Origin of the sequence: Streptomyces sp. NPDC048442 (assembly GCF_040651475.1) — a bacterium.
Taxonomy (GTDB): Bacteria; Actinomycetota; Actinomycetes; order Streptomycetales; family Streptomycetaceae; genus Streptomyces.
This window is the reverse complement of sequence record NZ_JBEZKB010000028.1, coordinates 1-15,060: the sequence shown is the minus strand read 5'-3', so window position 1 is coordinate 15,060 and position 15,060 is coordinate 1. Positions and strand designations below refer to the sequence as shown.

Below are 15,060 nucleotides of genomic sequence, written 5' to 3'. Positions count from 1 at the left end.
CACCGTCCAGGAGTGGGTGGACATCCAGTGGCCGGAGATCGAAAAAAGGGGGGTTCCGACGCCTGGACCTGCTTCCAGGGCGAGGCCGGAGCCTCGCTGACCGGCGCCGTTGTCCGCACCTGGGCACCGGCCGGGCAGACCCCGGTGCTGACCGTGTTCAAAGGCCGTCGGCCCAAGGTGTCGATGGCCGCCCTGGTCTGCTACCGCCCCGGCGGGACTCCGAGACTGATCTACCGGATCGGCACCGGCTGGTACCGCGACCTGATCCCTCTGCTCGACCAGGCTCACCAGGCCCTCGGCGCCCCGATGGTGCTGATCTGGGACAACCTCGCCGGGCACCACAGCCACTGGATGCGACGCTCGGTCTAGGGGCGTGTCTGGCTGACCGTTCACTATCTGCCCGCTTACGCTCCCGGCCTCAACCCCGTCGAGCAGGTGTGGTCCCACCTCAAACGCACCGCCCTGGCCAACCTCGCCGCCCTCACCCTCGACGAACTCACCCACGCTGTTCGAACAGGACTCCGCGGAATCCAGCACCGACCGGCCCTGCGGTCCGCATTCCTCGCCCACACCGGACTCGAAATCCACCCAGCACCAACCTGATCAGCAAAGCTCAGTGAGGACTCGCAGCACACATTGGTCAGCGTTCCGGTGATGAGGACGGTGTCGATGCCGCGTTCGGCCAGGGGGTCGGGAAGCGGACAGCGGCTGGGGAAGAATGCGCTGTAGGCGGATTTCTCGGCCACCAAGTCCTGGTGGCGGGTGTCGAGAGCCGACAACGGCCGTGAGCGGGGAGGGGCCGGCACCGCCGGAGGCCGCGCAGACCGAGGTCCCATATACGAAAGGAGAACGGGGCCTCGACCATCCCGAGACCCCGCCAGAATTCACGCTATCTATCCCTGTGGGTCGATGAGCGCTATGTCCTCTTCCCTGAATACCACTACTTGTTGATACCTTTCCAGCATCACACCGTAGTAGCGTTGTTCATCTGCTCCCTCAGGTTCACTGATACGATCTCGCCAAGATCCCCTGGATGTACATCAGGAATTGGTGACACCAGGATCCGAACTTTCGAATTAAAGCCGTATCGATCGTCCACCTCTGATACTCCTCTCTTAATTCCGATGCTGATCTACCGATGAGTTATCTCACCGTCCAGTGAAACGTTGAGATGTCTCGCATCCCTACTCAGCCATCCCACTTTCGCCTTACCTGTCTTACTCAACTGGACATCCCACTCGAAAGCCTGCCCCTCGGTCCTGGATGGACCCCTTGTCCATTCATTGCCGAAGCGGTCAATGTAACCCTTGCTTGGCCCGCGCAAGAGTCCAGAATTAACCGAAGTGTTTTTGGGGGATCCACCACGCCATGAACGGCATCGCCCACCTCCACAATTTCGCCCTCGCCGGGTAGACGAGCGAACAGGCCAACGGGCGACCTCACCCATACCCACTTGGAGATCGGTTACGGGACAATCCTTAGGCAAGCGACAAATCGATCTGGGGGCCTGAGCCTCGCAGGCTGAAGTTCAGGCCCCCAGGCTTTAAGTACAAAGGAGACAAGTGAGCCACACTACTGCCGCGCCTTCGGTCATCATTGACCAACTGGTTCCGGAGCTCACTGAATGGCAGCGGAACGCTGTTCGACTACATCCTCGCCAAGGCTCCCCTTCGGCCCAGGCCAGCCACATAGGAGGGACGGTGGCTCGCCCCCCGGAGAGCTCATGGCCAGCATGCGACCAGCACTCTGTGAGCTCAGGAGGCGAACGAGAGCGGATTCCCATGATCGTCGTTGGTCAATTCCTCAGAACTGATTTCCCCGAGATCCCGTATCCGCAGAAAATGGATACGCTACAAGTTTTCTGGTGCCCGAAAGATCATTTCTTCGAGTACCCGAATGATCTAGAGTTCGTAGGTCCAAACGTAGTTCTGGAATGGGTTTCCTGGAAGTCCCTTAAAGACTTCAAATTACCACCCCTAAATCCCAATTTCCCACCCGAAGTAGAGTACCTAGTCGAGCCATGCACTGTATCTCCTGAGCAAATTATTGAATATCCGAACCTTTCGGAACTTCCGGTTGAGATCAGGGATTCGGTAGAGGATCGCCTACGCGAGGCCGGTGTTGAGGAATATGAGTGTGAGCTTTCAATTTCGTCTGGATGGAAAATTGGAGGCTGGGCAAGTTGGCATCTGACCGACTTCCAATCCATTGAATGTCTCGACTGCGGAGATGCCATGGCGCTGCTGCTCAAGGCAGACAGTAGCGAGTGGGATGGTGAGGGTGAACGTTGGCACCCTCTGGAGGATAGGGGGTTGTCGGAGGAAGAGTTTGAAAATGCATATGCTCCCACGAAAGCTGTCCTAGGGAGGCACGGGGAACTAAGGGTTTTTGTGTGCCGCGCGAACATTCAGCATCGAATTATTCTGAATTCCCAATGAGTGAGCTCTTTCAGGGTCGCCACTGATGAGGTGACGGCGCGGCTGGCCGCAACGCACGAGGCACCCGTGCCGTTGAGGGAGGTGTTCGAAGTCTCCACTCATTAGCGTCGATCATTCGTGTCGGCCCATCAGTTCAACTGGTGGGCCGTTTCGACCTGTTCAGCTGATGATGGGCATCGCGAGGACCCGGCTGTCGTGTCGGGTGGGCGCCGGATTCCACGGGCCCGATGGGTTTTCAGGCTCGCTGGGGCGGGGAACGCTGCTGGTCAGTCGGGGTTCGGCAGGACATGGAGCCGTGCCAGGGCATCGGTGATGATGTGTGTCCAGGGCCAGTGCCGAGTGAGGCGGAGCGAGGTATGCAGCCGCCCCACCCACCACGAACTCGGCAAAAGCAGTTGGTTCGGCTCCCACGGATCAGCCGTGGCAGCCGTTCTTGTCTGCGTCGATCCAGTGCCTGAACTTGGCCCGCTCGTGCCCGGTGCGTGATTCGTCCGCGACCAGCATCTCGGCCAACGCCTTCTGCAGCGGCATCGTCAGGACGTCCCCGCGCTCGCCCCACGGCCCGGGCGCGGGACATGAGTACCACGCACGTACGACACGGTCCTGCGCCCGGCCCCGGCCGTTGGCCGGCGGCGGACGACCAAGTCCCCGGCGCTGCCACCCCGTCCCGCGCGATGCATGAGTTCAGATTCCTGCAATCGGTGGGACAGTGGCGGGTATGTGCGGCCGTTATGCCTCCATTCGAACCCCGGAAGACCTCACCGGCCTGTTCGGCGTGACCGACTGGCGCCCCGAGGAGACCCTCGCTCCCAGCTGGAATGTCGCCCCCACCGACCCCGTGTACGCCGTCCTGGAGCGGCCGGTCCGCGACGACGGGGACGCAGACGGCACGGTGCGGCGTGAACTGCGGGCGCTGCGGTGGGGACTGGTGCCGTCCTGGGCGAAGGATCCGAAGACCGGCGCCCGGATGATCAATGCCCGCGTCGAGACCGTGCACGAGAAACCCGCCTACCGGCGCGCCTTCGCGAAGCGCCGCTGCCTGCTGCCCGCCGACGGCTTCTACGAGTGGGACGCCGTCACCGACGAGACGACCGGCAAGACCCGCAAACAGCCCTACTTCATCCGCCCCGACGACGGCCAGATCATGGCCCTGGCCGGCCTGTACGAGTTCTGGCGCAACCCCGACACCACGGCAGAGGAGGACCCCGACGCCTGGTTGATGACCTGCACGATCATCACCACCGAGGCCACCGACGAAGCCGGCCGCGTCCACCCTCGCATGCCCCTCGCCCTCGCCCCCGAGCACTACGACACCTGGCTCGACCCCCACCACCAGGACGCCGAGGACCTGCGCGCGCTCCTGAGCCGGCCCGCAGGCGGCCGCCTCGACACCCGCCAGGTCTCCACGGCCGTGAACAACGTCCGCAACAACGGGCCCCAGCTCCTCAACCGGCCGGGTGACACCACGCCCTGAGCTGTCCTGCTGCCGCCCCGCCCCGGGCCGTTGGTATGGGGCGAGCCTAGTGATTCATCAGGGCGTCAGGCGTGTGCGGCGGGCGGGCGGATCCGGGTGATGATGACAGCGCCGTCCTGACCGGCTGTTGCCGCGGACGCCGGCCTGCCCTCACCGGCTTCCGAGCCGCTTTGTGGTGAACGGTCGGGACGCTTGCGGCGCCGCTACGGTGGAGCTCCGCCAGCCGTGCGAGAAAGGGCGCCATGTTCTCCACCCCGTCACCGGCCGACTATGCGGCGCTGTCGCTTGAGTTCCGTCGCGGGCACGGGCTCCTGGACCCTGCCGCGGAGGGTGTCCAGACCTGGCAGATCCGTATGCGGGTGGGGGAGCAGCCCGTGGGGAGCCTGCGCGCCACCCGCGGCCTGTACTGGAACGCGGGAAACCTCCACGCACGACTGGGCGATGAAGGGGCGTTCCTCGCGCAGGCGGCTTCCCAGCTGCTGAATCCGGATGGTTACTTCAGTCAGCAGCTGGAAGCTCGGCGTACCGCGTCTATACGGGTGCGGGGCAGCGCTCGGGCAGGCTCCGGGGGAGTGGGGGTGCGAGGTCGAGGAGGGCCCAGCGGCGCCGGCCGTCCTGTGCGCTCTCGGTCCCGCAGTCGATCCCGCCTTGCCGGGCGATCGCGCTCAACAGAGCGCGGTCGTCGGGGCGTTCGGTGTGGGGGACGCTGCTGAGGACGAGGACGAGGACGAGGACGAGGACCAGGGCGTGGTCCTGGTGGTCGGTGAGGTGCACGCTCAGGTGGTCCCCGCCGTCGTCCACGGCGGCCGTCACCAGCAGCTTGACGACCGCGCCGACCGTGTCAGTGTCGAAGCGGTGCCCCCAGGCATGCAGCGCTTCCACGACGCGTTTGGCCGCGCTGTTCGGGCTCCACGGGCGGGACTCCAGGGGCCAGTTGTGGCCGCGCCGGTCCGCGATCCGGGTACGCATCCCCGGTGTGGTTGTCTTCTTCTGCGGCGGGTCCGGGGGAGGCGCGGGCCGCGTGGGCGACGGCTCGGTCCTCGGGGGATAGGTGGGGCGGTGCGGTGTTTCCACAGGTGCCGCCCGCGTACGGACATGGGCCTGCGCACAGGGTAGGTGGCTCCTTAGACAGTGTCCTATGTGGTCAGTCGGACGAGGCGTTTGTAGCAACAGATTGCTGCGGCGAGCCCGGGAAAGGCCAGGTAGTTCGGGGGTTGGCGCTCGTAGCGTGGGCTGAGCCGGCGGTAGCCGGTCAGCCACGACATGGTCCGCTCGATCACCCACCTGCGGCGTCCCAACCGTTCGCTGGACTCGACGCCTCTGCGTGCGATGCGGACGCCGATGTGCTTGCCCCATAACCATTTCCGCAGATGGGGGACATCGCACGCCTTGTCCGCGTGCAGCCGGGTTGGTTTGAAGTAGCGGCCGCGGCAGGGGTCGTGTCTCGTTTGGTGGCCCTCAACCATGGGCTTCAGTGCGAGGCTGTCGTGGACGTTCGCGGCGGAGAGGCCGACGACCAGGGGCAGTCCGTTCGCGTCCGACAGGACGTGCATCGTGGAACCCGGCTTACCCCGGTCCACGGGACTCGGACCTGTGTGCTCGCCCCCTTTTTAGCCCGCACGTGCGCGGAGTCCAGAACGACGCGCGAGACATCGACGAGGCCGGCGTCGTCGAGGCGGTGCACCACCTCTTCGTGGAGGCGGCCCCAGACACCGGCTCTCGACCAGATCATGAACCGACGATGCACCGTCGACTTCGACACCCCGAAACACGGCGGCAGGGCCCGCCACGAACACCCACTGACCAGCACATACACGATCGCCGCGAACAACGTCTCATCAGGCGTGTCCTGCGTGCCGCCACCTCGAAGGCGGAATGAGAGGTCTCACTATCTCCCACAGCCCGTCCGGAACAATCCAACTCCACGTCCCCTGACCCATGTTGGACAGCTCTACCCAGCTTTACCACATAGGACACCGTCTAAGAGTTCCTGTGCAGGGTGTGCGGGCGGACGCGTGTGCTGTCTTTTATGACGCGTGTGCCTGCTTCGTCTGCGGGCCCGCTCCCGGAACACGGTCGGCGCATCCGGGCTCATGACGTGCTCTTCCTGGTCGCCGTCCCTGCGGCCCACCGCATCCCCAACGTGTCGAGCTCGGTCCACCGTTCGTTGCTGAGCTTGTCGGCTCGCTTGCGTACGTTCGCGACCCACAGCCCCAGCTTCACGGTGCTCTCAGCGCCCGCCTGAGCATCTCCCGCATGCTCGCCTCCACCTGTGCTCGTCAGCAAATTGCTATGAGTGCGTGTGCGTGGCTCGCTGGCCTGTGAGCTGCAGAGGGTTGGGGTGTGTCCGCCTCTTCTGATCTGGCTCTCATTCGGAGCGGCAGAATCGCTGGGCGGTGGCGTGGGGGTCGGCAAGAGAACGAGCCTGCAGTTTCCTGAAGCAAACGATCATGGTGAAGCAGGCGTTTGAAATCAGCCAGACTTGATTTGGGCGCCTCTCGCACTACGTGGCGGAAGGGCTGGTTCCTTCGGGAGATTTTACTGTATTCCCTTCTGAAGCGGAGGGGCTTATTTCCGCGCGCATGTGCTCGATTTTTCGGGGGAAGAGGGCCCGTGCTGTGGGGGAAGTGTGTGAGCGTGTGCGTCTCCGGTGACCAGTGGGGTCGCCGGTAACTGACTTTCCGTGGGGGGAAGTTGATGCAGAAGCATGCCCATGTACGGGCGAGACGCACGCTGATCGTCGCTCTGGGAGTACTGGCGCTGGGGGCCGGTGTACTGCCGGCCGCGACGGCCGATCCGGTGAAGCCGCCACCGGTGCCATCCTCCTCGGTGTGGGGCAAGGGCACGGCGAAGCTGCCCGTCCCGCCGGTGAAGACGGGCTCGACGAAGCCGGTCGCACCGGTGAAGGAGGCCGCCCCGTCGAAGGCGCGTGCCGACTGGCGGGCGGCGCAGAAGCAGCGTGCGCGTACCTCGCAGAAGGCCCGCCTCGCGGCCCCTGCCGCACCGCTGGCGGCGGAGGTGCCCAAGGGCCAGGGGGCGGTGCCGTGGCACAGGATCTCGGACTTCCGGATAACCGACTCCCTGGTCGCCAGGGTCAACTACTCGACCGGCAACCTGATGCTCGCGGGCACCGACTTCGACGTCCCGGGCGTCGGCCAGTCCCTGCAGCTGACCCGGACGTACAACTCGATGGACGCCCCGTGGGGCAAGGTCTCGCAGCGATGGTGGCAGGGATACGAGCGGTACGCGCAGATCACGGATACGGAGTTCGTCCACTACGACGCGACGGGCGCCTCGGTCCGGTTCACGAAGAAGGCGGACGGGACGTTCGCGACTCCGGCCGGGTACTCGAAGGACCTGAAAGCCAACGGGGACGGCACCTACACCCTGACCGACCGCAAGTCCGGTGCCAAGGACACCTACAACGCGGGCGGCACCCTCACCAAGGTCACCGACCGCAACAACGGCACGATCACGGTCACGCAGCACGACGAGGGCACGGAGCACAAGGGCTTCAAGCTGACCGAGACCCGCTCGGGCCGCTCCATCGACCTGGTGAAGACGGACGCCTCGCAGTGGCAGGCCAAGGATCACACCGGCCGCACCGCACTCTTCGACCTCAACCCCGCCGGTGACCTCGCCAAGACCACCGACACCGACGGCAGGGCCACCGTCTTCGACTACGACTCCTCCCGCCGCCTGACGAAGATCACCACCCCGCAGGGGCGCGTCACGGTCTTCACCTACGACGCCCAGAACCGCGTCACCTCCATGCTGCGGGCCACCGACTTCAAGGACACCAGCCCCACCGGCCCCACCTACACGTACACCTACGAGACGAACAAGACGAAGGTCACCGACCCTGAAGCCCACACCACCACCTACGAGCTCAACACCGACGGCGGCGTCACCAAGACCATCGACCCGCTCGGCCACTCCCGCTCGACGTCCTACGACGCGAACCACAACGTCAAGACGGCCACCGACGCGATGGGCGTGGGAACCACGCCCGGCAACGAGACGGCCTACGGGTGGGACGCCCGCAACAACCCCACCTCCGCCAAGCTCCCCACCGGGGCCACCGCCACGGTCGCGGGCTGGGCGACGAAGTCGGGCATCGACGTCCCCGGCAACCAGGAAACCCCCGACGGCGAGAAGACCACCTTCACCTACGACACGGCAGGCAACACCGAATCGGTGGCGGTCGCCGGCGCGGGCGGCGGCACGGAGAAGTACACGTACAACAAGGCCACGGCGACCTGCGGCGGTTTCGAGGGCCAGCGGTGCACGGTGACCGACGCCCGCGGCAAGGTGACAAATTTCCAGTACGACGCCGAGGGCAACCTCAAGGAGGTCACCCCGCCCGCCCCGCTCGGCAAGACCACCTACACCTACGACGCGGTGGGCCGCGTCGAGACGTCCACCGACGGACGCGGCATCAAGGCGGTCTACACCTACGACAACCGCGACCGCATCCGAGAAGTCTCCTCCACCTCCACCACCGTCACCTACGTCTACGACGGCGACGGCAACCTCTCCCAGCGCACCGACGACGGCGGACTCATCACGTACCAGTTCGACCCGCTCTCCCGCGAAACGGTCCGCACCCTCCAGGACGGCTCCCAGGCCGTGCTGACCTACACCCCCGCCGGCAACGTCGACACCTACACCGACCCCGCCGGCCTGACCGACTACACCTACGACGACGCCAACCGCCTCAAGACGCTCAAGGACCCGGCAGGCAGAGTCACGTCCTACGACTACAACGCCAACGACAAGCGCACCAAGACCACCTACCCCGGCGGCACCGTCCAGGAAGTCACGCCGGACAAGTCCGGCCGCCCCACTCTGATCAAGGCAACCTCCCCCAAGGGGACGCTGACCAACACGGCGTACACCTACGCCTACGTCTCCGGCACGGCGACCAAGGACGGCACGAAGATCCGCACCACCACCGACGGGATCTTCGGCCTCAAGCGCACCTACGAGTACGACAGCGCGGGCCGCTTCTCCTACGCCACGGAAATGAAGGGCACCACCCTGGCCGCGTCCTACCAGTACTGCTACGACCCGGCAGGCAACCTCACCTCCCAGGGCTCCGCAAAGGGCTGCCCCGTCGCCGGCACCGCCTACACCTACAACGACGCCTCCCAGATCACCTCCCGCGCCGGCTCCACCGAGGGCTGGTCCCACGACAAGGCGGGCAACGAGACCGCCGGAAACGTCAGCGTGGACCGCGCCCGCACGGGCGGCATCTGGTCGGATCACTCCCAGCAGAACTCGGTCACCGTAGGCGGCAAGACCTACACCGGCCTCTACGGCTCCACCGACCAGTCCGAGCGCCTCTTCTACGGCGACACCACCATGCACAACGGCCCGCTCGGCCTGTCCGCGAAGACCGACCCGAGCGGCGACATGGGATTCAGCCGGGAACCCTCGGGCACCCTGAACTCCATGACGACCGGCGGCAAGGCGTACTACTACCTCACCGACGCACTCGGCTCCGTCCTCGCGCTCGCGGACGAGACTGGCGCGAAAGTCAACGAGTACCGCTACAGCCCGCGCGGTGTCGACGGCACCTTCACCGAAAAGGTCCCCCAGCCCTACCGGTTCGCCGGCGGCTACCAGGACCCCACCGGCCTTTACCACTACGGCGCCCGCTACTACGACCCCCGCATCGGCCGCTTCACCAGCACCGACCCCTCCGGCCAGGAAAAGAACCCCTACCTCTACGCCGAAGGCGACCCCGTCAACCGCATCGACCCCACCGGGTTGTTCAAGCTGGGTGCCTTCCTGGAGGCGACCGGAGCGGTTGTCGCTGGTGTAGCCGCAGGAATCGTCACGGTGTCAACTGCCCCTGCGTGCACGACGATTGTTGGCTGTGCGGCACCCATAGCAGCCGGCGGTGCGACCCTCACCTCGGCAGGCGTTGCCATTACCAAATATGAGGAGGCGTTTGAGTGATGTCGGCCAAGCGTAAGCAAGCGACAGCAGTCGGGTTGTTTATCGTGCTGATCGGTTGCTCGTTTGCCGTAGCGGCTGTAAGCGACTTCTCTGCCGCCTCCGTCCTTATCACCGCTGGTCTGACCCTCGTCGGTGTGGCTTTGATCATTTGGTTGGTAGGGCGGAACAGAGCTTGATCGCTCGACTGCAGGCCGTTGCCGCATATGAGACGCGGCGTACTGCCATCTGTCGATGACCCAATCGAACAGAACATGCCGGTGGCCGCCCCGAAGGGGGCGGCCACCGGTCGTGGCAGGTCCGACCGCAGATCACCAGCGGACGAGCTGACTACCGCGACGGCACATACCGAAACCTGCGGGGTAGTTCGTGCACGGCTAGCCAGGTGCCGCGGTCTCGTACCGGCGGTACCGGCCCCTTGTTGCGACCCTGCATGATCCGTGGGCGGGATCACCTCACGTTCTACTTCAGCCGGGTGGTACCTGCGGTCCACTCCATGCCGAGCTCGTCCAGCACGGTGTCTCCGGTCAGTAGAACTGAGCAGCAGTCGCGTTCCTGACCTGGGGTTGCGCAGGTTGGCTGAGCGGCTGTCTGGTGGTCAACTCACTGTATCTGCGCAGCATGTGGGGCTTGTTGGCCGTCTGGCCTGGGGGTTTTCTTGCTCTGGCTCCATGTGCTCAGGCTGGTTGAGCGCTATGCAGTTTCATCGACCGTTGGTATATGTCGTTGATCAGTAGTGGTGGAATGGATGTGTTTCCTGGTTGGCGATTTCGCTTAGAGATCGCGCGGATAGGTGCTCCGCGATGACGAGCTCACCGTGCCCTGCGAACCCTGGCGAACGGATTCACGAATGTGGGCGTGAGACACCGGCTGCTGCCTGCCCCGGGGCCCTCTCCTTGGTAGCGTTCACAACATGTCTGCTTCTTCTTGCGCGGTCGCTTGTGCCGCAGTGACCAGGACGTCCCGCTAGCGGCGGGGCGTTCGACTCACACATTTCTCCTGGACGTCCAGCCGCTTCGTGATCAGACCGGAGCGGCACGTTGTGCTGCTCGGAGCTTTCTCTGAGCAACGGAGCACCTGATGCTTTCAGGCATCCTTTCTTCACGCGGGCACAGCCCGTCCTCTGCACGCGCATGGCTGGTGCTGTGCGCGATGTCCATGCTGCAGTTCTTCATCGCGGTCGACGTGACCGTGGTCAACATCGCTCTGCCCTCGATCGGCGCTGACTTCGACGTCGACGGGCACGCTCTGACCTGGGTCGTGGTCGGGTACACGGTTACCGGTGGCGGGATGCTGATGCTCGGTGGCCGGTTGGGCGACCTGCTCGGGCGGCGGTGCGTGCTGCTGCTCGGCACCGGCCTGTTCGGCGCCGCGTCCCTGCTGGCAGGCATGGCCCCCACGTTTTCCCTGCTGGTGGTCGCGCGCCTGCTGCAGGGCGCCGGTGAGGCCATCGCGCTGCCTGCCGCGATGGCCACCATCGTCCTGATGTTCCCCGAAGGCCCGCGTCGGTCGCGGGCCCTGAGCGTGTGGGCCGCGGTGGCCAGCTGCGGTCTCGTGCTCGGGTTCGTCCTGTCCGGATTCATCACCGCCCACCTGGGGTGGCGGTGGATCTTCCTGATCTCGGTCCCGTTCATCCTGATCGTGCTGCTGGCAGCCGTCTTCCTCGTCGAGGGCGACTGGCCGGTGGCCAAGGACTCCCCGGCGCTGGGCCTTCCCGGCGTGCTGCTGCTGACCGCTTGCCCGCTGCTGTTCACCTTCGGCGTGGTCCAGGCTGGCGAACCCGCAACGCCCGCGTGGGTGGTGGCAGGGGTGCTGGCCGGGGCGGTGGCCGCCGGGGTGGGGTTCGTACGTGTCGAGGCACGTTCGGGCAACCCGCTGCTGCCGCTGCGCTTCTTCGCCAACCGCACGCGTGTGGCGGCCAACCTGACCACGATGCTGCTGAGTGGGGCGTTGTCGACCTCGTTCCTGCTCTTCACCTTCTATCTGCAGGACCGGTTGGGCATCGGCCCGCTCGATGCGGGCCTGACGATGCTGCCCTTGGCGGTCTCGCTGATCGTGTTCTCCATGCTCGTGCCTCGTCTGCTGAGCCGCTGGGGAGCACGTGCGTGCGTGCTTGCCGGCATCGGGTTCACCGCGGCAGCGATGGCCGCGATCGCGCTCGTCTCGGTCCTGCAGGCAGGCGGGGTGGCGATGATCCCAGCCATGCTCCTGATCGCGGCCGGAATGGGGTTCGGCATCGTGGGGCTGCAGTACGTCGCAGTCAGCGGCGTCACCGAAAACGACGCCGGGATCGCCTCGGGCGTCCAGCGCGCGGCTGACCAACTGGGCGGTGCGACCGGGGTAGCAGTCTGCGTCGGGATCGGGTTCGCTCCGGCCCTGCACTCCTTCGATCCGTTCCTGGTCGCCACCCTGCTGGCTGCCGTGGGGCTGGTGACCGGTGCGGTCGTGGCCTGGCGCATGCCCGTACATGTTCCCGCAGCGGTCCTGCAGGAACAGGGCGGGTGACCTTCGCCCTGCCGGGGTGTGCCGCCTTGACTGCCAAGGCGGCACACCCCGGCGGGGCTTGCTGGTCAATGTCCTCCACGGCCGAGCGAAGGTCACGTGCCCGTCCTGCCCTCATCCATCACCGACCCGTTGTCGGACCAGTTCCAATCCCTCCTGCCCAAGCGGGAGGCGGCCGCTCATCCGCTGGGCTGCCACCGTCCTCGCATCCCCGACCGGATCGTGTTCGACAAGCTCTTGGCCCGCCTCGTACTGGGAGGCACCTACCAACAACACGCCGACCACACCTGCTCGGCAACCACCATGCGGGCCCGGCGGGATGAGTGGATCGCCGGCGGAGTCTTCGAGCAGCTGCACCAGCTGGCCCTGGAGGCTTACGACGAGGCCATCAGCCTGGACCTCGAGAACCTCGAGGTGGACGGCTGCATCGTGAAAGCCCCTGGCGGAGGCCACAACACCGGGCGCAGCCCGGTGGACCGAGGCAAAAGCGGCCTGAAGCGCTCGGTACTGGTAGACGGTGGAGGCCTGCCGCTGGGGTGGGTCCTGGCCGGTGCGAACCGCCACGACTCGCCGCTACTGCGCCCCACCCTGGAGACCCTGCGCCTGTTCGGGTTCCGTCTGCCACCGGCGATCACGGTGCACCTGGACACCGGCTACGACTCACAGCCCACCCGGGCGCTGCTGGAAGAGCTGGGCTGCGCTGGGCGGATCACCCCGAAGGGGCAGTTCGTGCCGATCAACCACACCCACCGGTGGGTGATCGAGCGAACCAACTCCTGGCACAACGGGGGTTCAAGGCATGAGCGATCGTGACCGACCGCCGCGCGGCGGTGCAGGATGCGTGGGTAGCGTTGGCCAGCACGGTCATCGTGATCCGCAGGCTGCTCCGCCGGACCTGGACGGCCTGCCGGTGGTATGCCCGCCCCGGCCGACGACCCTGACCTACCTGCGCGACCTCTTACTTGGCAGGTGCCGAGGCCGCCAGGGTCCTGTTCCTGGCCACAGCCCGGGGCCTGTCAGGCGGTGGCGGCGCCAAGGCTGTCGATGGGCGGCGGGAGGGCGCGCAGCCGGTCGTCGAGGTCGGTGATGCTGCGGCGTCGGTGGAGGTGAGGGTGTGGCCGAGGCGGGTGAGGCGTGCGCGGGCGGTGGAGCGCAGCCGGGCGGCAGGAACACGGTTGAGGGCCTGGAGCGCGCGCTGGGCAGCGTCGGCGGGCTGGCCGGGGGCCTCGGCCTGGGCGAGAACGACGTAGGCCGCGGCCCATCCCGGGGTGTCGGGGATGCAGGAGTCCAGGGACGCCTCGGCGCAAGTAGTGGCTTGGGTTGCGCGGCCGGGGGGAGTGACCAGCAGGTGACCGTCGTGAGAGCGGGCGCTGCGACGGTGAACTCCGGCGGCCCTCTCCCGTCGCTGCCGAGGATCTCCAGGTTTTCGAAGCCCCGGCATGGACCACCATGCGTGAGTGAGGACATGACATGCATCGCTACAGGACCATCGCAATGATGAGCGCGGCCACCGCACTGCTGGTGGTTGTCACCACCCTGCCAGCCGCAGCGCACCACATCCGGACAGCGCCGGCAGCCGCCACGGCGGGAAAGGCATCCTGTGAAGGAAGCGCCCATGGGCTTGCCGGCTTTGACTGGCAGTACGGGAAAGCAAACACCTCGGTCGCGGGACACCCCGGCTACATGAAGTTCTATGACCTGCTCCTGGAGGCCAACACCATCATGCTCGCCGAAGTCAAGGGATTTAACGAGCAAGGCCAAGCTGTCTGGGCCCCGGTTCCCGCCATGGACTACCAATCCCCGCGTCGGCAGATCAAAGTCACCTGGGGCAACAGCCTTGCCACCCCAGAGATCAGGGTCAAACCCGCATTCGCTCAAACGGGCGGCAAGGTCAGTTTCACCTGCTGAGTTGGTCGGGGACTGGCAACGGAGCGATAGCCACCGCGCCAGTTCCTGACCAAGGGCCCCGGTAAAGTCGTTGATCACGCTGTCAGGAGCAGGCTGATGGGGCGGGCGGTGTCGCGGGCGTGATGCCCGGGGCCCGCCACCCGGTAGGGCTGACCACGGTCGGAGTGGCCGGCTCAGCTTCTCCGCGTACAGACGTCGCGGGTACAGACCACCCAGACAAGCATGTCGTGGTATGCCCCGTACATCGTGATGATGACCTGCTGGACGCCGCCCGCGACCGGGATCCGCACCGATCCGCTGAGGGTCGCGTTCTCCCCTTCGTTGATCCACGCGCTGCAAAGGGGGCGGCCCGACGACGTGTTGCCGTTCATCCCCTGGGCGCAGAGCTGGCGGGGCGAGCTCGCGGCGTGGAGGACGCCGGACACGCCGGCGGTGTACCCGTCGGTGAAGTGAATCTTTCCGGAGGCGGTGCTGTTGCCGTAGGCCATGCCGAAGGGCCTGTCCACGGGGGCGGCTTGCGCCGGTGCGGCGAAACCGGTGGCCGCCATCAAGGCCACAACCAGCACCATCAAGAACTTGCGCATGGCTCTTCCTCTCCTCGGACGAACCTGGGCGATGCCCGGACGACCGGGGGACGCCCGTCTTCCGTCGGAAGAAGTCAATCAGCAGCCCACGGACACCGCTAGGGCGTTTCTGACGGCTCTTGGTGAGCTGGGTGGATCTTTCGGTCGGGTGGGAAGTGGCTTCGTATGGTGCGACGACATGAACTCACCGACG

General features: G+C 65.9%; 10 protein-coding genes and 3 pseudogenes. 8 read left to right on the top strand and 5 right to left on the bottom strand.

Translation table 11 applies throughout. The features are described 5' to 3' along the window. Positions 1-27 precede the first annotated feature (27 nt). Both AB0D18_RS32320 and AB0D18_RS32315 read left to right on the top strand, forming a co-directional pair. The gene (locus tag AB0D18_RS32320; protein WP_362426654.1) at positions 28-369 is read left to right on the top strand and encodes a hypothetical protein; all 342 of its coding nucleotides are present in this window, start codon (positions 28-30) and stop codon (positions 367-369) included. Between the two features lie 12 nt (positions 370-381). Continuing rightward, positions 382-603 carry a transposase gene (locus AB0D18_RS32315; protein ID WP_362426913.1) on the top strand — a complete coding sequence of 74 codons (222 nt, stop codon included), beginning with the start codon at positions 382-384 and terminating at the stop codon, positions 601-603. Positions 604-623: 20 nt separating this feature from the next. Here the strand turns inward: AB0D18_RS32315 and AB0D18_RS32310 are convergent. Next, positions 624-836, bottom strand: a pseudogene (locus AB0D18_RS32310) (isochorismatase family protein); the annotation flags it as partial. Between the two features lie 296 nt (positions 837-1,132). Beyond that, entirely contained in the window at positions 1,133-1,447 is a 315-nt protein-coding gene (locus AB0D18_RS32305) for a polymorphic toxin type 17 domain-containing protein (RefSeq protein WP_362426651.1), read from the bottom strand. Positions 1,448-1,781: 334 nt separating this feature from the next. Between AB0D18_RS32305 and AB0D18_RS32300 the strand changes: the two genes are divergently transcribed. Further along, positions 1,782-2,438 carry a hypothetical protein gene (locus AB0D18_RS32300; protein WP_362426649.1) on the top strand — a complete coding sequence of 219 codons (657 nt, stop codon included), beginning with the start codon at positions 1,782-1,784 and terminating at the stop codon, positions 2,436-2,438. 718 nt (positions 2,439-3,156) lie between these two features. After that, a complete protein-coding gene (locus AB0D18_RS32295; RefSeq protein ID WP_362426647.1) occupies positions 3,157-3,912 on the top strand; it encodes an SOS response-associated peptidase in 756 nt (251 codons plus the stop codon). Between the two features lie 531 nt (positions 3,913-4,443). Here the strand turns inward: AB0D18_RS32295 and AB0D18_RS32290 are convergent. Further along, positions 4,444-4,881 (bottom strand): hypothetical protein, encoded by a 438-nt coding sequence (locus AB0D18_RS32290; RefSeq protein ID WP_362426644.1) that lies wholly within the window; start codon positions 4,879-4,881, stop codon positions 4,444-4,446. Between the two features lie 167 nt (positions 4,882-5,048). Then, positions 5,049-5,852 (bottom strand): annotated as a pseudogene (locus AB0D18_RS32285) (IS5 family transposase). Positions 5,853-6,609: 757 nt separating this feature from the next. Here AB0D18_RS32285 and AB0D18_RS32280 point away from each other — a divergent pair. From AB0D18_RS32280 to AB0D18_RS32265, 4 genes and pseudogenes are all read left to right on the top strand, one after another. Then, positions 6,610-9,876, top strand: coding sequence for an RHS repeat-associated core domain-containing protein (locus AB0D18_RS32280; RefSeq protein WP_362426642.1), 3,267 nt, complete (start codon positions 6,610-6,612; stop codon positions 9,874-9,876). 1,149 nt (positions 9,877-11,025) lie between these two features. After that, a complete protein-coding gene (locus AB0D18_RS32275; protein WP_362426639.1) occupies positions 11,026-12,378 on the top strand; it encodes an MFS transporter in 1,353 nt (450 codons plus the stop codon). A gap of 96 nt (positions 12,379-12,474) precedes the next feature. After that, positions 12,475-13,316, top strand: a pseudogene (locus AB0D18_RS32270) (IS5 family transposase). A 529-nt stretch (positions 13,317-13,845) separates the two neighbouring features. Further along, positions 13,846-14,283 carry a hypothetical protein gene (locus AB0D18_RS32265; RefSeq protein ID WP_362426636.1) on the top strand — a complete coding sequence of 146 codons (438 nt, stop codon included), beginning with the start codon at positions 13,846-13,848 and terminating at the stop codon, positions 14,281-14,283. Positions 14,284-14,456: 173 nt separating this feature from the next. Here AB0D18_RS32265 and AB0D18_RS32260 read toward each other — a convergent pair whose 3' ends face one another. Continuing rightward, positions 14,457-14,867, bottom strand: a complete 411-nt coding sequence (locus AB0D18_RS32260; protein ID WP_362426633.1) for a hypothetical protein — start codon at positions 14,865-14,867, stop codon at positions 14,457-14,459. Positions 14,868-15,060 lie beyond the last annotated feature (193 nt).